We start from the raw sequence: 17,658 nt of genomic DNA, 5'->3' as shown, positions 1-17,658 counted from the left end.
TGATACACATGAGTACTTCCACGGTGTCCACTAAGAGATTAAGACAGCCAATTGTGGTTGTGCTGGGCCACGTAGACCACGGTAAGACCACGCTCTTGGACAAAATAAGGGGGACTGCAATCGTCAAAAAGGAGCCCGGAGAAATGACCCAAGAGGTCGGAGCAAGTTTCGTGCCCAGTTCTGTTATAGAGAAGCTAGCGGAACCCTTAAAGAACGTAATCCCAATTAAGCTCGAAATACCGGGCCTACTGTTTATCGACACTCCGGGTCACGAGCTCTTCTCCAACTTGAGGAGAAGAGGAGGGAGCGTAGCTGACATAGCGATCTTAGTCGTGGACGTTACAGAAGGTTTCCAAAAGCAGACCATTGAGTCTATAGAGATACTCAAAGAAAAGAAAGTACCGTTTCTCGTCGCTGCCAATAAGATCGACAAAATACCCGGGTGGAAGCCCCACGAAAATGAACCATTTCTTAACTCCTTCGCTAAGCAGTCCCTAGCAGTACAACAAAGACTGGATAACGCCATTTATAACTTGGTTCTCCAGTTGGCACAATTAAACTTCAACGCCGAGAGGTTTGACAGGATAAAGGACTTCACAAAGTACGTCGCAATCGTCCCAGTCTCCGGGAAAACTGGGGAGGGAATACCGGAGCTCTTAGCCTTACTGGCCGGACTCACCCAAAGGTACCTAAGGACGAGGATAGGGTTCGCAGAGGGACCTGCCAAGGGGGTAGTGCTAGAAGTTAAGGAAGACCCCGGTTTCGGACACACAATTGACGTGATTATATACGATGGGGTGCTAAGGAAAAACGACGTAATAGTCCTTGGTGGTATCAACGGAGTTATCGTAACTAAGGTGAGAAACCTTCTCCTACCCGCACCCCTACAAGATATGAGGATCTCAAAAACAGGATACAGAAGCGTTGACGAGGTCTATGCTGCTTCAGGAGTGAAGATCATTGCTACAGACCTAGAGTATGCTGTAGCAGGGTCTCCTATATACGCTGTGGAAAGCGGGGAAAAAATAGACGAATACAAGAAATTAATTGAAGAGGAGCTGGCCAAGGTAAGATTCCAGAAAAACGTGACTGGAATAGTGGTGAAGGCTGACAGCTTAGGAGCACTTGAATCGCTAGTTGACGCGTTAGAAAAGAAGGGTATTCCAGTTAGGTTAGCCGATATTGGCCCGATAAGCAAAAGAGACGTAATAGAGGCTGAGATGTCAGCAAAGGAGGTAGAGGAATACGGAATAATAGCAGCATTTCGCGTGAAGCCCCTTCCGGGGGTGGAAACGGGAAAGGTAAAACTAATTTACAACGACATAATTTACCAACTCATCGACAACGTGGAGAAGTACATAAACGACGTAAGAGAGAGTAGAAAGAGGAAGACCCTTGACACCCTAATTTTACCAGGGAAGATAAAGATACTCCCTGGCTATGTGTTTAGGAGAAGTGACCCAGTAATTGTAGGAGTTAAGGTTCTGGGAGGTATAATTAGACCAAAATACCCCTTAATAAACAAGGAGGGAAAGAGGGTTGGGGAAGTGCTACAGATTCAGGATAACAAGAAATCCGTTGACAGAGCAACACAAGGTATGGAGGTGGCTGTCTCTATAAAGGGTAACGTAATGGTAGGGAGGCAGATTGACGAAGGGGACGAGCTCTACACTGACGTTCCAAAGGAGGACCTCGAAATTCTCTTCAAGAACTACAAGGACGTGGTCACAGATGACATGAAGGAGGTAATCAAGGAACTTATAAAGATAAAAAGAGCTTCAGACCCCCTATACGGCTTGGGCCTTCAGCTCTAGGATTTCTTCTTCTCTAAAAAATATATACATCTCCCTTCTCGCCTTTTCTTCCGAGTCAGAGGCGTGGATAATGTTCTCGCCCTTGCTCAGAGCAAAGTCTCCTCTAATGGTTCCAGGGGAAGCCTCTTTCGGATCGGTGGCTCCTATCATTTTTCTCATTACCGCTACTGCCTCGTCTCCTTCCACCACTATGCAAACTACCGGACCGGAGGTTATGTAGGAGATGAGTTCTGGGAAGAAGGATTTGCCCTTATGCTCTGCGTAGAGCTCCTCAGCTCTTTCCCTGTTTATCTGTACCATCTTCATGGCAACTATGTTAAGCCCCTTCCTCTCTATCCTTGATATTATTTCTCCAACTAGCTTTCGCTTTACACCGTCTGGCTTAATCATCACGAAGGTTCTCTGCGTAGCCATTTACCTTACCCTCGAGTACGATGTAGTCCACTTAAGTCTCTTCGCGTCCTTATGGTACTTCAACATGTATTTCCTACATTTGCTAGAGCAGAACCAAAGAATTGTGCCGTCGTTTTTAACGTACATTATGCCAGTACCGGGGACTATCGTTACTCCACAGAAGCTACACGTGTGACTGGAAGGCATTCTTTCTCACCATAATTTTTTTAGTGAGGTATTTAAAGGAATTGCTAAAGATAAGGTAAGTGGTGTGAAATGAGCGAGAAGAAAACTCAAACTTCGTCAATCATAGAGGAATTTGGGTTCCCGGCCGAAGTGATCCAGATCTTGGATAGAACTGGCGTCACAGGCGAGGTAACCCAAGTTAGAGTCAGAGTGTTGGAAGGAAGGGACAAGGGAAGGATATTGACTAGGAACATAAAGGGCCCTGTGAGACTAGGCGATATAGTTATCCTTAGGGAAACCGAGAGGGAGGCCAGGAAACTCACTACAAAGAGGTAAAGAGATGCCGTTATTTTTACTCTCGGAGCCGTACGAATTACATATTTTAACTCAATTGAGAGATAAAAACACTGACCAGATAACGTTTAGAAAGGGACTGGTCAGATTAGGCAGGATAATAGGGTATGAAATAGCAAACACTATGGACTACGAGATAACTGAAGTGGAGACCCCACTAGGGGTTAAGACCAAGGGAGTGAGGATAGTAGATCTAGATAACTTGGTCATAGTTAACATACTTAGAGCTGCTTCTCCATTAGTAGAGGGCCTTCTTAAGGCATTCCCTGGGGCTAGGCAGGGAGTAGTAACCGCAAAGAGAAGAGAGTTCGAGGGTAAAGAACCGCCTAAAGAAATGGAGGTAGAGATCTTTTACGAGAAAATTCCGCCAATCAAAGAAGGGGTTGACAACGTAATAGTGGCAGATCCGATGATAGCCACTGGAAGTACAATGGTTAAGGTGTTGGATAGGGTGGCTAGACAGAATCCAAAGAGAATCTATATAGCATCGGTGATCATCTCAGAATATGGTCTAAAGAGGATCTTTTCCAAGTTTCCAGACGTTTACCTTTTTACTATCTCAATTGACCCAGAGCTAGACTCAAGGGGATACATAGTACCGGGGCTCGGAGATGCAGGGGACAGAGCCTTCGGATAGCGAACTCCTGAGAATAGCGCTAGAGGCAACTAAAAACTCATACGCGCCTTACTCTAGGATACAAGTAGGTGCGGCGTTACTTACCGATTCTGGAAAGGTATTTACGGGATGCAATGTAGAGAACTCGTCGTATGGGCTCTCCATATGCGCGGAAAGGGTAGCAGTCTTCAACGCGATAAACTCCGGCGAAAGGAAGTTCAAGAAAATTGCCGTAATTAACTCAGAAGGTAAAGGCATGATGCCATGTGGTGCGTGTAGGCAAGTATTAGCGGAATTCTCGGAGGATATAGAGGTAATAACTCTTGACTCTAATAATAGGATAGTTAAATATAAGCTGAGCGAGTTATTACCACATGCATTTAGACTGGGTGAGGGCTAGATGCCTAAGATTGGACTTGAAGTTCACGTGCACCTTAATACCTTAAAGACCAAGCTGTTTTGCTCCTGTTCGTCGGATTACATTAACAAGAACCCCAACACCAACACCTGTCCTGTGTGTCTAGGATTACCAGGGGCCATACCCGTATTGAACGAAAAGGCTTTGACTTACGCCATCATGGTCGCCTTGGCCTTGAACTGCGAAATTGCCCCAGCGCTAGTTTTCAGCAGAAAGCATTACTTCTACCCTGACATGTCCAAGAACTATCAGATTTCCCAATACGATGGGCCAGGTAGCATGGCCATCGCAAAGTCAGGCGTGCTGGAGATCACAAACAAGAAGATAAGGATAAGGAGGATAAACATTGAGGAGGACCCCGCTAAGATAATTTACCCAACTGGTTCAATGTTAACTAGCAAGTACACGCTCTTGGACTACAATAGGTCAGGAATAGGTCTCCTTGAGATAGTAACTGAGCCTGACATTGAGAGCCCAAAGGAAGCTAGGGAGTTCTTGGAAAAACTCAAGTCGATATTGGAGCATTTGGGGGTGTGTAACTGCGACATGGAGGGGGCAATGAGGGCCGACGTTAACGTCTCAGTAGAAGGGGGAGAGAGAGTAGAGGTGAAGAACGTGGGATCCATCAAGGACGTCGAAAACGCGATAAAATACGAAATAGCGAGGCAAAAGGCGGCGATAATCCAGGGGTTAAAAGTTGAAAGGGAGACTAGGCACTGGGACTCGGAAAGGGGAATAAGCGTACCAACTAGGACAAAAGAAACCGACGAGGACTACAGATATTTCCCTGATCCAGACCTCCCTCCTTATCCTATAGGCAAGGACTTAATTAAAAAAATTACTGCAGAAATGCCCGAATTGCCAGACGCAAGAGTAAAGAGACTCGTGGAACAGTACGGAATTTCACAGAAGGAGGCATCAATACTTGTTATGGATAAAGCGCTAGCCGATTTTTACGAGAACACCGCAAAGCTATACAAGGATTACAAGAAGCTAGCTAACCTAATTCTAAACGACTACTTAAGGTGGCTCAACGACAAGAACCTCAGAGCGTCGGAATCAAAGGCGACACCAGAGGCTATAGCTAAGCTCCTTAACCTATTGGACAAGGGAGTAATAACTATCAAGATAGTAAAGGAGGTACTGCCGGAAATTGTGCTTAAGGGAGCTGACCCAGACCAGCTTATCAAGGAGTCGCAGTTAACCGCTATCAGAGACCTTGAGTACCTAGAGAAATTGGTGGAGGAAGTAATAAAAGAGGATAAGGATGCAGCGGAAGCCGCTAAAAAGGATCCCAAGGTCATTAACTTCTTGGTAGGTAAGGTAATGAAAAGGACGGGCAAGAGGGCAGACCCACAGCTTACCAACGAGTTAATAAGGAAAAAATTGGGCGTATAAGTTCTCTGCGTGGGTTTCACATCATTTTTTCAGCACTTAAAAACTCGAACATCTACTAACATATCTTGTCCAGGGGTATAAAGCTTTGGCACTAAGGCAGACTAAGGATGGGGAGCTTAGGGAGAGGTTACTGGTAGTGGATCTATTAAGAGAGCTGAAGAACATCTACACTTACAAGCAACTTTCTTCATTACTCGGAATCCAAGAAAGCCTCCTCTGTAGATACGTTAATGGCGTCACAGTACCCAGCGAAGTGCAGTACAACAACATCATCAACAAAGTGAAGAACAAGGAGTTTTTGTTGTCATTTATTAAAAATAGGATAAGAATATTTGGAGACGGTTTCATTGACACGTCTTCCTTGCTCTTTTACCCCAATTTATTGAGGCTAGTGATAGAGCTGACGTTAAGGAATCTCTCCAAAATCGAAAGTGTAACAAAGGTGTTTGGAATAGCTAGCAATGGAATTCCATTCGCCTCAATGGTAGCCACTGTACTAAACAAGCCACTTATCATAGCCAAGAAGCACAAGGATACCTTGGAAATGGAGTACTATGACGAGAGTATTAAGGAGAGCGAAGGGGTTGTAAGTAGCTTATACTTGAGAAAGGACCTAATCAGCAAATCGGATAAAGTCATCATAGTGGACGACGTTATTAAGTCCGGGAGGACAATTACGGCGTCCAATACTTTGCTCAAAAAGGCCGGTAGTGAAGTCGCTTTAGCCTTCGCCATAGTATCCAAAAGAGAAGCGCTGGATAATCTTTTAAGAACGATGGACGTAATATCGTTGCTTACTCTATGAGCGTAGCGAGAGTATCTAACGACGTTTTTAAGATAGGTCTGCCAGGCAGAAACGTGTGTTACTTGGTGAAACAGGAAAGCTACTACGTACTGGTAAACTCTACCTCCGGGGAACTTCTAACCGACGTAATAAGGAGCATACTTGAAGTAATTCACGATAAACAAAAGCTAAAGTACGTAATCTTAACCAACTGTCAAAGGGATTCAGCCGGAGGAGCGTGCGGAATTCACAAGTTCTTCGGGGCCGGCATAGTAATTCACTACCCCGATTCCGTTGGAATCAAACACGGAACCTGCGGAAAAGATCGCATAGAGGGTTGCGAGATCTACATGGAACTCAGAAGGGACGTAGAGAGAATAGGTGACCTTGAAGTAATTTGGACGAAATCCCCAACGCGCGGATCTGTTATAGCTCTTTTTAGAGATTTCGCGTTTGTGGGGAATGATAGGCTCAGCTTTCTTGGTGAAAACATTAAAATGATATGCGACAACATAGATTGCTGGAGAACAGATGGTTTACGAGGAGGTCTGTGACTCGTGCGGAAGGAGCAGGATTACTAAGTTCTGTACAGTCAAAAAGATTAACGTGTGTTATACTTGTTGCGCGGAGTGCTCTTTCAGAAGCAAATGTAACGCTAGGGTGTGGTTTAGGGAATTAGTACCCATTAGAGTATAAAAAATATTAATAATTAATATAAGAGATAAGAATGAATAAATAAAATAAGCTCACATCGAGCTAAAGTGTTTATACGTCTCTTTGTATATCTCTCCTTTTTCTAAGGTCGAGGCAGCCCTCTTATACTTCATAGCGTCTCCTATGCTATTCTCACCGTGCTTTCTTATCCACTCGTCTAGAGGTATCTGGTACTCCTTCAGCACCTTGTCTCTGTATAAGTCGTTTAGTACGTTGTACGTACAGAAAGGTATCACTCTGCCGTCTGGAACCACGTAGTGTATATCGCATCTCATGACCCTTTGTATGTCGTAGTTGTAGAGGTCCATGAAGTGCATCGTACCTAGGAAGAGAGTCCTATAGTGCCACTCGCCAAGTGCGTCGTAGTTGTGGTTTACGACTATGTTGTAGAGCATCTTGTATACGTCAAAGTCCTTTGGCCCCTTCTCTTTATCAATGAACTTCCTTATGTTTGCTAACATCTTCACTCCTACCCAGTATTTGCTGGCACCTTCTTTCAACTCCTCTGTCTTTTCCTTGAAGTACTCTAGTAACCCCTCTAGGTCAATGAACTTAGAGATAGGTATAAAGTGAGGTTCTCTGTTTCTCCACTCTACGTATACATATGTACCGGCACCGCAACTTGGGTGGTTGGCCATCTCGAACTGCTCCTTGCCAGTAAGCGCCTCAACTAGCCTGGAGAATACCACGGAAGTGCCTATTGGGTACCAACTATCCCTAGTTATCTCTCCATCTGTCTGCTCCTCTATGTTCTTCAGGACTTCGGGGATGGTTATCCTGAACTTGACCCTCATGTTCCTCTTCATCATACCGGTTAAGCTGACTGGCTGGAAGTTAACTGACCTTACCACGTCGATGTTCCTTGCGGCAAACTTTACTATGCTGCCGAGGTCGTGGTCGTTAACAGTCTTTATAACTGTGGGCACAAGCACTACGCTAGTCATCCCAGCCCTTCTAAATACCTCCAATGTGTACGGTATCTCCCAATGGTTCTTCGGGTTCGTCTTTCTTGTCGTTCCGTCGAAGCTCATGTAAACAGTGTTCACCCCAGCCTCCCTTAAGGCCACGGCGTACTTTATTGCCTTGTCTGGATCCTCCATATAAAGCTTAGCGAAGGTCCCTCCCCATGTGTTAAGCTGTATGTGCTTCACGCCCTCCTCTCTCAAAAGCCTCACTATCTCTACCAGGTCTTCTCTCAGGGTGGGCTCTCCGCCTGTAACTTGTATAACGAGAGTAATGTCCTGCCTCTTAAGCTGTTGTACCATGAACCTTATTTGCTCCAGAGTGGGCTCGAACACGTAGCCAGCCTTTTCAGCGAAGAAGAAACAATACCAGCAGGACAAATCACACCTATTCGTGATCACCAAGTTGACTAAGGCAGAGTGCTGGTGATGCATTGGACAGAGACCGCAGTTGAACGGGCAAGGGGACTTTAGATCTACGTAAGGTACCTTGGGCCCCTTGCCTTCATATTCCCAATAGTCGAACTTATAATACATTCCCACGTCTCCGTAGTATAGGTCCTCAAATTCTCCATGCTCTGGGCAGATCTTCCTTATGTACATCCTTTCGTCCTTCTCGAAGATCGTTGCTGGAAGAAGTCTGTAGCACGCTGGACAGAGGGATTGCGTAACCCTAATTAACTTCTCGTTTTGAGCCAACTTGGGCAAAGGTCCTCCTATCTTTATTTCTCTATCTCCAAACTTTACGACTCCGTTCTCGTACTTAGAAGGTGCAGGTAACAATCTAAAGCCCTTGTTGTTTTGTTCTTCCACTTGAGCCATACGTATCTTAGGGATAAGATACTTTCAAAGACGTATTTAAGTATATTCTCCAGATAATCAGATTATTAGGTTAAAACCATCCTTTAAAGTTGTCCCAACCTGCTTCATCTAATCTTTTGCCCTTATAGGTGACTTCATTACTTCCACTGATCACCTTGCCAACTACGAATGGCCTCATTCCTATTGACTTTAGCTTAGATATCACCTTTTCAGAGTAGCCTTTCCTCACTGCTATTAAGCCTTCATACTCCTCACCGGAGTACCTCAATATGTCAAGATAAGTGTAGCCGTAATTGCTCAGGAGCGACACCACCTTGTTGTCAAGGGGTAGCTTTGTGACCTCTATACCAACGTTAAACCGCTTGACCACGTTGTACATGTTGATTAGAACTCCGTCGCTTACATCAGTGGAATAGGAAATAAGCGGACACAGCTCGCGCAACACGTTAAGGGCGTGTACGTTAACTACTGGGTGCTTTACCCTGACCTCGGCTTCATGGAGGATAGGTATTTTGAAACCGCTAAGGTATGATATGAACACGTTAGACGTTAGACCTACAGGGTTCGTCAAAACCAGCTCGTCTCCTTCCTTTATATCGTTATATCTCTCGCAAACCGATTCACCTACGCCCGCTACATCTATCCACCCCGAAGATGAGCTCCCGTTTGTGTCCCCTCCCGCATATTCTGCGTTATAGTAAAGCGAGGACTCGTATATACCCCTTATCAGCTTTTCTGCTTCACTCGCTTCCGTTTTGCCTGGAAGTCCAAGCGAGGCCATTATGATCTTAGGTTGCGAAAGCGAGTAGACTAGGTCGCTTACCACTCCTGTCACTGCCTTCCATCCGACGTCGTAATAATCCATAAATGGAAATAAGTAAGAGAGCTGAAAGCCGTCTATCTTATACCCTATCCCGTCCTTAAAGAAGACGTCCTCCAAAACTTTGTTTCCTATGAACGACCTTATTACCTTATTTACAAACTCGTGCTCGCCTATGTCCTCTAGCCTCATCGTAATCACTTTAACGAGCCGCTGGCGGGATTTGAACCCGCGACCGCCGGCTCCCTTGGAGAGACCTTACGAGGCCGGCGCTCTACCAGCTGAGCTACAGCGGCAGTTAATTATTTTACCGCTACGTTTTTTAAATTAACGCCCTCTAGAACTCTGCGGTAATACTCAATTGCCCTTTCTATTAAGGCATTTACTTGTCCTAAATATTGGGTATAGTCCAGCGACTTTCTTATTTCGTCTGGCGACATGTACTTCCTCACCATCTCGTCCTCCATAGCTACTTCCTCCAGGGTCTTCCCAGTGCTCCTAACAATCTTAGATAGCCTTGAAACAATCTCATGAGCCTTATGCCTCGCCATTCCTTTCATGGTTAAGTTTATCATAAGGCTCTCAGCCATGATGAGGCCGTTTGTTATTTTCAAGTTCTTTTCTATGTTTTTCTCGTCCACGACGAGATTCTCTAGGATTTCCAATGTGCTTTTCAGCATTTCGTCTATTGTGATTAGGACGTGCGATAGAACAATCCTTTCCGAAGAACTATTGGTCAGATCCCTCTCGTGCCACAAAGGAACGTTTTCCAACTCTGAGACCACTAGCCCTCTGAGAACCTTTGCTAGACCGCTCACCTTTTCCGCAGTAACCGGGTTCTCCTTCTGTGGCATCGTACTGCTACCCACCCTGTTTCCTACTCCCTCTTTAAGCTCTCCAATTTCCGGTCTCATTAGTTCCCTGATTTCCAATGCTAACCTATCTAGCTGGGACCCAAGAATGGCGAGGTTGGACACAAGTTCCGCAAAACCGTCTCTAGGGGCTACTTGAGTAGATATAGGATGTGAATCCAGCCCTAACTCCCTCATTACCAGTTCCTCAACCTTTAACCCGTAACCGTCCCACGCGGCCATTGTGCCTACCGCGCCAGATATCTTACCCCTTACTACCCTCTTCTCCGTTTCTTGCAATCTTTCCAGCGACCTAGAAAGCTCGTAAACGTAGTTGGCGAACTTGAAGCCAAGCGTAATTGGAAGGGCATGTTGACCATGAGTCCTCCCGACCATTACAGTATTTCCATACTTTTTCGAAAGCTCAACAAGCTTGTCCAAAACTGCTATTAACTTCCCTTTTAGTACTGCTAACGCTTCCTTGAACATTAGGGCGTACGCGGTATCCACAATATCGTAACTGGTAGCGCCAAAGTGCACAAACCTCCCGTGCTCCCCCGCCCTCTCAGCTAAAGCCACCACCATTGCCATGACGTCGTGGCCCAATTTCTTCTCTAGCTCGTCTATCTCCTCAATAGTAACTTTCTTTGACGCTTCCTCTACTTCCTTTACGTCCTCTTCACTAGCAAGTCCCAGTCTAGCTAACGCCTTGAGTAACGCTATCTCCACTCTCATCCTGGTCTCAATGACGTGTTCCCTTGAGAATATTTTCCTCATCTCTTCGCTTCCATATCTCCAGTCTAAGGGACAAATGTCGTCCATTATGGTTAAGCTTAATTAAAGGTTTAATAATATTTGCACTTCCTTTTCCTTAGGATAGCGATGATAATTGCGACCATTGGCAGCCATTCTTCGCTCCAGATCTTGAAAGGAGCCAAAAGAGAGAACTTTACCACAGCATTAATAGTAGAAAGGAACAGGGAGAGCTTTTACAGAAGGTTCAGCTTCATAGACAAGTTTTTGCCCTACGGAAACTACGACGAAGCGCTTAACCACGTAAACTCACTTGAGGACGCTGTACTGGTTCCCCACGGAAGTCTCATAGAGTACTTGGGCATGGAAAGGGCGAAGAAGATTAGTATACCAATTTTCGGCAATAGGAACCTTTTCGAGTGGGAGTCCAATCAAAAGAAAAAGATGAGCCTTTTAGAGAAGTCCGGCATAAAGATCCCCCAGTCCTTTGAGAGCGTAGAGGACGTTGACAGGCTTGTCATAGTTAAACTGCCCGGAGCTAAGGGAGGCAAAGGTTACTTCTTGGCGAGGAACAAGAGCGAGCTCAAGGAAGGAATTAGCAAGTTGCTAGAGAAAAAGGCAATTAAGAGTATTGATGAGGTAATAATCCAGGAATACGTCATAGGAATTCCCATGTACTTCCAGTTCTTTTACAGTCCAATCCTACGTAGAGTCGAGCTTACTGGGATAGACATAAGGTACGAAACGAACGTGGACGGGCTTCGTAGGTTACCGTGGAGTATGGACATATCCCCTACGTTTGTGGTTGCAGGGAACATACCAGTGGTGGCCAGGGAGAGCCTATTGCCCAAGGCCTACGACTACGCGGACAAGTTCGTGAACACCACGAAAGAGCTAGTGCCACCGGGTATGATAGGACCGTTCTCGCTAGAGTCCGTGGTAACCGACGACCTTGAAATAGTGGTCTTCGAGTTTTCCGGTAGGATAGTGGCTGGAACCAACTTATACATAAACGGCAGCCCCTACTCCTGGCTTTACTGGGACGAACCTATGTGTGTAGGAAGGAGAATAGCAAGAGAAATAAATATGGCAATGGAAAGAAACAGACTGAGTGAGGTAACTACATGAGGATTGCCGCACTGGCTAGCCACTCTGCCCTAGACGTTTTTGACGGAGCGAAAGACGAAGGTTTTGAAACAATTGCCCTATGCAAAAAGGGAAGGGAAAGGCCTTACCTAGAGTTCAAGGCAATAGTGGACAAGTGCTTACTGCTCAACGACTTCAAGGAGATATACTCCGAGGAAGTCCAGAAGAAGCTAATAGAGGACGAGGCCATTGTTGTGCCCAACCGTAGCATGGCTGTGTATTTAGGTTACGATAACTTAGAGAAGATGAAGACCAAGTTCTTCGGCAACAAGTTCATGTTAAGGTGGGAGGAGAGACTTGGAGAGAAGAACTACTACAAGTTACTTGACGAGGCTAAGATAAGGAGGCCTAGGATCTACACTCCAGATAACATAGACAGCCCCGTCATAGTCAAGTTGCCCGAAGCCAAGAGGAGGGTGGAAAGGGGGTTCTTCTTCGCCAAGGACAAAAAAGACTTCGACAATAAACTCCACCAACTCCTTAAGAGCAACGTAATTGACGAGGAAAGTTTGAAGGATATGGTAATAGAGGAGTTTGTACTGGGCGCCTACTTTAACGTCAACTACTTCCACAGCGTCCTGTTTGACAGAACCGAACTCATCAGCGTGGACAGGAGGATACAGAGCGACTGGGACTCTTTCTATAGATTACCTGTAGATATCCAACTGGAGGTAAATAGAACTCCGAGGCTCATAGAAGTAGGACATGAACCAGCTACCATAAGGGAGAGCTTGCTCGAAAAGGTCTTCGAGATAGGCTACTCCTTCGTGGGGGCTACTAAGAAACTTCAGCCTCCGGGGATAATTGGTCCGTTTACTCTTCAGCTAACCGTTACTCCAGACCTAGAGCTTGTTGTATTCGACGTGGCTCCTAGAATAGGAGGCGGAACAAACGCTTACATGGGAATAGGTAGCCAGTACTCTAAGCTCTATTTCGGGAAGCCAATAAGCCTTGGAAGGAGAATAGCGATTGAGATAAAGACCGCTATAAACAGCAACGAAATAGATAAAATTACTACCTAATTGCAATTATAAAACTGTCTCCCTCTAAGGTTAACGATACATTGAAACCGAGAGTATTTATCATTGCAAATTCTTGTTAGATATTTTTTTATATGATGAGTCTACACAAATCAAAACGGTGCCTAATGCTAAATATACTTGTAGGTGGTTTTTACGGAGATGAGGGCAAAGGCAAAGTAGCTTCTTATTTAGGTCTTGCTGACTCGCCCAGTTACGCTGTAAGAACCGGATCAATTAACGCTGGCCATACAGTAGTATTCGGAGGTAAGAGCTGGAAAATTAGGATACTACCCTCTGCCTTTGTTAACAACAGGACAAAATTGGCTCTTGCGCCTGGGGCGCTTACCTCAATGGAGCAGTTATTCCACGAGATCCAGATCACTAACTCTGAAGACAGGCTAACTATTGATCCGCACGTAGGGATAATTACAAAAAAAGAGATAGATGATGAGAGAAATGATGAAAACTTGATGAAAACCGTGGGAAGCACTGGGCAGGGAGTAGGGTACGCAGAAGCTAGGAGGATTCTCAGGTTACTTAAGCTCGCCAAGGACTACAAAGAACTGGAGAAATACCTAGGTAGCGTACCAGATTTGGTAATAAGCGAGTTGGAGAAAGGGAATTTAGTCTGGGTTGAGGGTACTCAAGGTACTTTCCTAAGCTTATATCACGGGGAGTACCCTTACGTCACCAGTAGGAACTGTACTTCATCTGGGGTTTTAAGTGAGTTAGGCGTTGGTCCAAAGTACGTAAACGAGATCCTCATTGTCTTCAAGGCTTATGTGACAAGGGTAGGTAATGGATATCTGGAGGGAGAGCTTAGTGAAGAGGAAGCTGCCAGGTTGGGCCTCCTGGAAGTGGCCACGGTGACCGGAAGGAAAAGGAGGGCTGCCCCATTTAACGTCAAGCTAGCGAAGGAGGCTATAAGGATAAACTCTGCCACTCAAGTTGCCATAACGAAGATAGACTCCCTATTTAAGGGAGCCTACAAGGTAAGGGAATACGAGAAGTTGCCCCAGCAAGCAAGAAAGTGGATCGAGGAGATAGAAGCAGAACTAAAGACTCCTATAACGCTGATTGGTACGGGAGAAGACAGTATGGACATGGTGGATCTGAGAAAGGAAAAGATGGGTGAGGCTTGATGTACGACCTAGTAATTATAGGTGGCGGTCCTGCGGGGCTCTTTGCGGCTTACGAAATAGCTAAGAACCTTAATGAAGGGAGCAACTACAACATAGTCCTAGTAGATAAGGGTGTTAGGGCGCTAAAGAGGAGTTGCCCCCTTCTCTCACCTAAGGAAAAGTGTACCTTCTGTAACCCATGTCACATTAATTACGGTATAGGCGGGGCGGGAACGTTTAGTAGTGGTATAATAAACTTAAGGCCAGACATAGGTGGAGAGCTTCACGAAATCCTGAGGAGCTGGGACGCTGCCCAAGAGCTCATAAATTACGTTGACGAGGTTTTTGTGAAATTTGGAGCTCCAAAGGACAGGCTATTTAAGCCTAACCCCGAGAAAGTGAAGGAGATACAGAAGAGGGCCGCCAAGGCAGGAGCTGAATTCATACCCATAGTCCAGAGACACATAGGAACGGACAAGAGCCCAGAAGTCATAGAAAACATAACAAACTTCATAGAGAAAAAGGGAATAAAGATCTCTGAGCTGACCGATGTTTACTCAATAGAGAAAAGGGGAGAGACGTTTAGCCTAAAGACCAGCAAGGGAGAAATGGAAAGCAAACTTCTCTTAGTAGCTCCAGGCAGGTCTGGGGCAAAGTGGTTCTACGACCAAAGCAAGAAACTTGGGATAGACATGGTGCCTGGCCCTCTGGACATAGGAGTAAGGGTAGAGGTTGAGTCTTTCGTCATGGAGGAGCTTACGTCAGCTGTATGGGATCCGAAAATAGTACTGTACACAAGGAAATACGACGACAAGGTGAGAACCTTCTGCGTAAACCCGAGAGGGTTTATAATGAAGGAAGTCTACGATGATGGAACGATTGGGGTTAACGGTGAGACCTACGTAGACAAGAAGAGCAACAACACCAATTTCGCTTTCCTAGCTACCATAAAGCTTTCGGATCCTCTAGAGGACACTATCGAGTATGGCAAGAGCATTGCGAGACTTATGACAAGGCTAGGGGGAGAAAAGCCAATCCTACAGAGACTCATAGACTTTGAAAAGGGAAGGAGGAGCACTTGGGAAAGGATAAGTAGGTCTACAGTAAAACCGACGCTAAAGGACGTAACTCCTGGAGATATAAGCATGGGACTGCCATACAGGATAGTCTCAGACCTCATTGAAGGACTAGAGAGGCTCGACAACCTTGCCTCGGGACTTTACTCGTCGAACACCCTCCTGTATGCGCCCGAAATAAAATACTATAGCATGAAAGCCGTCGTGGACAGAAACATGGAGACTGTTGTTGACAACTTGTACGTCGCTGGAGACGGCGTGGGGCTCTCGAGAGGAATAAACGTTGCAGCGGCCACCGGAGTACTCGCAGCTCGCGGAATACTGGCTAAGCTTGGTATTGGATAAACGTTTTTATTTACACAAATAACTTTACTTCATATGGACATACCAGAACGCGACAAGCTTTTACTTATGGAGCTGGAGTACAATTTTCCTGAGGATCCAAGGCCCTTTGAGAAAATAGCGTTAAAGCTGGGCATGACGGAGGACGAAGTTATAGCTAAGGTGAAGAAGTATATCGATAAGGAAGTTATTAAACGCGTGGGTATGTACGTAAACTTTAGGTCGAAGGGAATGGAAGGTGCTTTGGTCGCTGCTGACATCCCCCTAGAAAACCTAGAGAAGTACAGGAAAATGGCCTTAGGCATTAGGGAGCTCACTCACAATTTTATAAGGAACCATCCTAGGTACAACGTATGGTACGTTATAAAGGCCGAGTCCAAGGACACCCTTGATAGGAAGATAGAAAACTTAATGCAAGAGGCTGGGGTGAGGGACTATGTTATTCTCTACTCTAAGAGAAACCTAAAGCTCAGCGTCAAGTACGATATTATCAGGGGGATCTCCTGGAGTAAGCCAGAGGGAATACCAGACAAGGTACCAACTGCTGAAGACTTAGGGCTGGATAGGGAACTGCTAAAGGCCATGTCTATGCCTCTTCCTATAACAAGCAGGCCTTTCTACGAGATATCTCAAAAGTTTGGGTATAAAGAAGAGGAACTGGTAGACCTAATAAGGGAGCTGAGGGGACTCCACGTGATAAAGGACTACGGGGCTACATTGAACGGCGAAAAAGTGGGAATAACGGAGAACGCCATGCTTCTCATAAACACGGACAACGTAGAAGACTCGTGCATCCAGATAGCCGAGAAGCTGTACGAGGCGACTCACGTAGTACTCAGAGAGAGCAACAAACCGTGGGACTACTTATGTTATTGTATGCTTCACGGAAAGGACAAGCATGTAATAAGGGACGCAGCTAAAAACGCTATCCAGATGACTAACGCCAAGAGCTACATGTTGCTCTACAGCCTCGAGAACTTGAAGCCCGGCATAGTCATGTAAGCTTTTTGTATGTTCCCTTATTTTTAAGTTCTAGTACTACCTTTCTGATCTCTTTTTCAAGGGATAGCAAATCCACCTTATTCTCGAACTCTAAGTAGAAATAGTAGTGCCAAGGCGTGCTCCTGATAGGCCTAGAGTATATCATAGTTAGGTTAACGTTCCACTTGTAGAATTTTTCTAGTACCCTGTAGAGGCTTCCAGGCTCGTCGGGGATCGTAAACATGAATATTCCCCTCTCTCCGTAGGCGTAGAACTTCTTTGATAATACAACGAATTTAGTTATGTTAACGCCGTCCTGAACCTTATCGTAAAGAACGTCCAAGCCGTACAACTTGGCAGCAAACCTAGAGCATATGGCGGCAGACTCCACGTCCCTTAACGCCATAAGGGCAGCCTTAGAGGTGCTTTCCACGGGTATAAACTCCTTTATACCTAACTTCTCAAGTGTGTTCTTGGCTTCCCTAATAGCTTGAATATGGGAGTAAACTCTTCTTACCTTACTTATCTCTGACCTTGAAGCCAAAACTAGATCCACTGGTATTTCTACAGAATAGAGCACGTATAATCTATCGTATTGAAACAAATTATCTAGGGTTTCGTTAACAGGGCCTTCTAGGCTGTTTTCTATTGGTACTACGCCTAAGCTACTCTCGCCTTCGTCCACTTTCTTAAATATTTCACTAATAGTAGACTGCGGTACCAGATTTCCTCCCAACAAACTAGCTGCTTGATGCGAGAAACTGCCTTCAGGACCTAGATAGTAAATTCCATCTGACCACTCTCGGAGTATAAGAATACCTCTCATTTTTAAGCATTACTCAAACATTGCGTGGTTTACGGGTGTTTTTCGCTTTTTTGTACATCTCTGGACTTTGCAAAAATCTAACCTCCTCCCTGCCCTGCGAGGGTTCTGCCTAGGTCTTGAGCGTTACTCCCCCTTTAAGGGAGATACTCCGTGATGTGAAGAGAAAGGAAAGAGCCAAAGCGTTGACAATCTTCCTTTTTCACAATGTTTAACGCTCCGCTAACGTCGCTGTGAAGTTAACGACACCACTGGGATTTCT

18 protein-coding genes and 1 tRNA gene are annotated in these 17,658 nt (G+C 45.4%); 12 read left to right on the top strand and 7 right to left on the bottom strand.

What is annotated here, in order from left to right; translation table 11 throughout:
- Window positions 1–8: 8 nt before the first annotated feature.
- Complete coding sequence (infB, locus tag MPF33_09820; protein ID MCI2415518.1) at window positions 9–1,814, top strand: translation initiation factor IF-2; 1,806 nt, start codon at window positions 9–11, stop codon at window positions 1,812–1,814.
- On the opposite strand, the gene ndk is transcribed toward infB, so the two are convergent.
- Both ndk and MPF33_09810 read right to left on the bottom strand, forming a co-directional pair.
- Window positions 1,788–2,228 carry a nucleoside-diphosphate kinase gene (gene ndk / locus MPF33_09815; GenBank protein ID MCI2415517.1) on the bottom strand — a complete coding sequence of 147 codons (441 nt, stop codon included), beginning with the start codon at window positions 2,226–2,228 and terminating at the stop codon, window positions 1,788–1,790. The two genes, infB and ndk, sit on opposite strands and share 27 nt — an antisense overlap.
- Window positions 2,229–2,414 (bottom strand): 50S ribosomal protein L24e, encoded by a 186-nt coding sequence (locus MPF33_09810; protein ID MCI2415516.1) that lies wholly within the window; start codon window positions 2,412–2,414, stop codon window positions 2,229–2,231. It lies immediately after the preceding gene.
- A 69-nt stretch (window positions 2,415–2,483) separates the two neighbouring features.
- Here MPF33_09810 and MPF33_09805 point away from each other — a divergent pair, with 69 nt between their 5' ends.
- The 6 genes from MPF33_09805 to MPF33_09780 all read left to right on the top strand — a co-directional run bounded on the left by MPF33_09805 (window position 2,484) and on the right by MPF33_09780 (window position 6,517).
- Complete coding sequence (locus tag MPF33_09805) at window positions 2,484–2,729, top strand: 30S ribosomal protein S28e (protein ID MCI2415515.1); 246 nt, start codon at window positions 2,484–2,486, stop codon at window positions 2,727–2,729.
- A gap of 4 nt (window positions 2,730–2,733) precedes the next feature.
- The gene (upp, locus tag MPF33_09800; GenBank protein ID MCI2415514.1) at window positions 2,734–3,384 is read left to right on the top strand and encodes a uracil phosphoribosyltransferase; all 651 of its coding nucleotides are present in this window, start codon (window positions 2,734–2,736) and stop codon (window positions 3,382–3,384) included.
- Window positions 3,359–3,763 carry a cytidine deaminase gene (gene cdd, locus MPF33_09795; GenBank protein MCI2415513.1) on the top strand — a complete coding sequence of 135 codons (405 nt, stop codon included), beginning with the start codon at window positions 3,359–3,361 and terminating at the stop codon, window positions 3,761–3,763. The genes upp and cdd overlap by 26 nt, the downstream gene beginning before the upstream one ends.
- Complete coding sequence (gene gatB / locus MPF33_09790; GenBank protein MCI2415512.1) at window positions 3,764–5,179, top strand: Asp-tRNA(Asn)/Glu-tRNA(Gln) amidotransferase subunit GatB; 1,416 nt, start codon at window positions 3,764–3,766, stop codon at window positions 5,177–5,179.
- 85 nt (window positions 5,180–5,264) lie between these two features.
- Window positions 5,265–5,984 (top strand): phosphoribosyltransferase, encoded by a 720-nt coding sequence (locus tag MPF33_09785; GenBank protein ID MCI2415511.1) that lies wholly within the window; start codon window positions 5,265–5,267, stop codon window positions 5,982–5,984.
- Window positions 5,985–6,046: 62 nt separating this feature from the next.
- Entirely contained in the window at window positions 6,047–6,517 is a 471-nt protein-coding gene (locus MPF33_09780) for a hypothetical protein (protein ID MCI2415510.1), read from the top strand.
- A 192-nt stretch (window positions 6,518–6,709) separates the two neighbouring features.
- Here the strand turns inward: MPF33_09780 and MPF33_09775 are convergent, their stop codons facing one another.
- The 4 genes from MPF33_09775 to purB form a co-directional block, all read right to left on the bottom strand.
- Window positions 6,710–8,461 (bottom strand): radical SAM protein, encoded by a 1,752-nt coding sequence (locus tag MPF33_09775; protein ID MCI2415509.1) that lies wholly within the window; start codon window positions 8,459–8,461, stop codon window positions 6,710–6,712.
- 70 nt (window positions 8,462–8,531) lie between these two features.
- On the bottom strand, window positions 8,532–9,473 hold the full coding sequence (locus MPF33_09770; GenBank protein MCI2415508.1) for an AIR synthase related protein: 942 nt from the start codon (window positions 9,471–9,473) through the stop codon (window positions 8,532–8,534).
- A gap of 16 nt (window positions 9,474–9,489) precedes the next feature.
- Window positions 9,490–9,577, bottom strand: a tRNA-Thr gene (locus tag MPF33_09765).
- Window positions 9,578–9,583: 6 nt separating this feature from the next.
- Entirely contained in the window at window positions 9,584–10,954 is a 1,371-nt protein-coding gene (gene purB, locus MPF33_09760) for an adenylosuccinate lyase (protein ID MCI2415507.1), read from the bottom strand.
- Between the two features lie 60 nt (window positions 10,955–11,014).
- Between purB and MPF33_09755 the strand changes: the two genes are divergently transcribed.
- The 5 genes from MPF33_09755 to MPF33_09735 all read left to right on the top strand — a co-directional run bounded on the left by MPF33_09755 (window position 11,015) and on the right by MPF33_09735 (window position 16,594).
- On the top strand, window positions 11,015–12,013 hold the full coding sequence (locus MPF33_09755) for a formate--phosphoribosylaminoimidazolecarboxamide ligase (GenBank protein ID MCI2415506.1): 999 nt from the start codon (window positions 11,015–11,017) through the stop codon (window positions 12,011–12,013).
- Complete coding sequence (locus MPF33_09750; protein MCI2415505.1) at window positions 12,010–13,053, top strand: formate--phosphoribosylaminoimidazolecarboxamide ligase family protein; 1,044 nt, start codon at window positions 12,010–12,012, stop codon at window positions 13,051–13,053. Before MPF33_09755 ends, MPF33_09750 begins: the two co-directional genes overlap by 4 nt.
- A 125-nt stretch (window positions 13,054–13,178) precedes the next feature.
- On the top strand, window positions 13,179–14,195 hold the full coding sequence (locus tag MPF33_09745; GenBank protein ID MCI2415504.1) for an adenylosuccinate synthetase: 1,017 nt from the start codon (window positions 13,179–13,181) through the stop codon (window positions 14,193–14,195).
- The gene (locus tag MPF33_09740) at window positions 14,195–15,595 is read left to right on the top strand and encodes an NAD(P)/FAD-dependent oxidoreductase (GenBank protein MCI2415503.1); all 1,401 of its coding nucleotides are present in this window, start codon (window positions 14,195–14,197) and stop codon (window positions 15,593–15,595) included. The genes MPF33_09745 and MPF33_09740 overlap by 1 nt, the downstream gene beginning before the upstream one ends.
- A 33-nt stretch (window positions 15,596–15,628) precedes the next feature.
- On the top strand, window positions 15,629–16,594 hold the full coding sequence (locus MPF33_09735; protein MCI2415502.1) for an Lrp/AsnC family transcriptional regulator: 966 nt from the start codon (window positions 15,629–15,631) through the stop codon (window positions 16,592–16,594).
- On the opposite strand, the gene MPF33_09730 is transcribed toward MPF33_09735, so the two are convergent.
- Window positions 16,587–17,399 (bottom strand): chorismate mutase, encoded by an 813-nt coding sequence (locus MPF33_09730; protein MCI2415501.1) that lies wholly within the window; start codon window positions 17,397–17,399, stop codon window positions 16,587–16,589. The two genes, MPF33_09735 and MPF33_09730, sit on opposite strands and share 8 nt — an antisense overlap.
- Window positions 17,400–17,658 lie beyond the last annotated feature (259 nt).

This window comes from Candidatus Aramenus sp. CH1 (assembly GCA_022678445.1).
Classification (GTDB): Archaea; Thermoproteota; Thermoprotei_A; order Sulfolobales; family Sulfolobaceae; genus Aramenus.
Note: the sequence above shows the minus strand (reverse complement) of the source record. Positions and strands in the feature narration are given on the sequence as shown.

Excerpts from the sequence above, each read along its gene's own strand:
- infB (MCI2415518.1), top strand. The coding sequence starts at position 9 with ATGAGTACTTCCACGGTGTCCACTAAGAGATTAAGACAGCCAATTGTG.
- ndk (MCI2415517.1), bottom strand. The coding sequence starts at position 2,228 with ATGGCTACGCAGAGAACCTTCGTGATGATTAAGCCAGACGGTGTAAAG.
- MPF33_09810 (MCI2415516.1), bottom strand. The coding sequence starts at position 2,414 with ATGCCTTCCAGTCACACGTGTAGCTTCTGTGGAGTAACGATAGTCCCC.
- MPF33_09805 (MCI2415515.1), top strand. The coding sequence starts at position 2,484 with ATGAGCGAGAAGAAAACTCAAACTTCGTCAATCATAGAGGAATTTGGG.
- upp (MCI2415514.1), top strand. The coding sequence starts at position 2,734 with ATGCCGTTATTTTTACTCTCGGAGCCGTACGAATTACATATTTTAACT.
- cdd (MCI2415513.1), top strand. The coding sequence starts at position 3,359 with ATGCAGGGGACAGAGCCTTCGGATAGCGAACTCCTGAGAATAGCGCTA.
- gatB (MCI2415512.1), top strand. The coding sequence starts at position 3,764 with ATGCCTAAGATTGGACTTGAAGTTCACGTGCACCTTAATACCTTAAAG.
- MPF33_09775 (MCI2415509.1), bottom strand. The coding sequence starts at position 8,461 with ATGGCTCAAGTGGAAGAACAAAACAACAAGGGCTTTAGATTGTTACCT.
- MPF33_09770 (MCI2415508.1), bottom strand. The coding sequence starts at position 9,473 with ATGAGGCTAGAGGACATAGGCGAGCACGAGTTTGTAAATAAGGTAATA.
- purB (MCI2415507.1), bottom strand. The coding sequence starts at position 10,954 with ATGGACGACATTTGTCCCTTAGACTGGAGATATGGAAGCGAAGAGATG.
- MPF33_09755 (MCI2415506.1), top strand. The coding sequence starts at position 11,015 with ATGATAATTGCGACCATTGGCAGCCATTCTTCGCTCCAGATCTTGAAA.
- MPF33_09750 (MCI2415505.1), top strand. The coding sequence starts at position 12,010 with ATGAGGATTGCCGCACTGGCTAGCCACTCTGCCCTAGACGTTTTTGAC.
- MPF33_09745 (MCI2415504.1), top strand. The coding sequence starts at position 13,179 with ATGCTAAATATACTTGTAGGTGGTTTTTACGGAGATGAGGGCAAAGGC.
- MPF33_09740 (MCI2415503.1), top strand. The coding sequence starts at position 14,195 with ATGTACGACCTAGTAATTATAGGTGGCGGTCCTGCGGGGCTCTTTGCG.
- MPF33_09735 (MCI2415502.1), top strand. The coding sequence starts at position 15,629 with ATGGACATACCAGAACGCGACAAGCTTTTACTTATGGAGCTGGAGTAC.
- MPF33_09730 (MCI2415501.1), bottom strand. The coding sequence starts at position 17,399 with ATGAGAGGTATTCTTATACTCCGAGAGTGGTCAGATGGAATTTACTAT.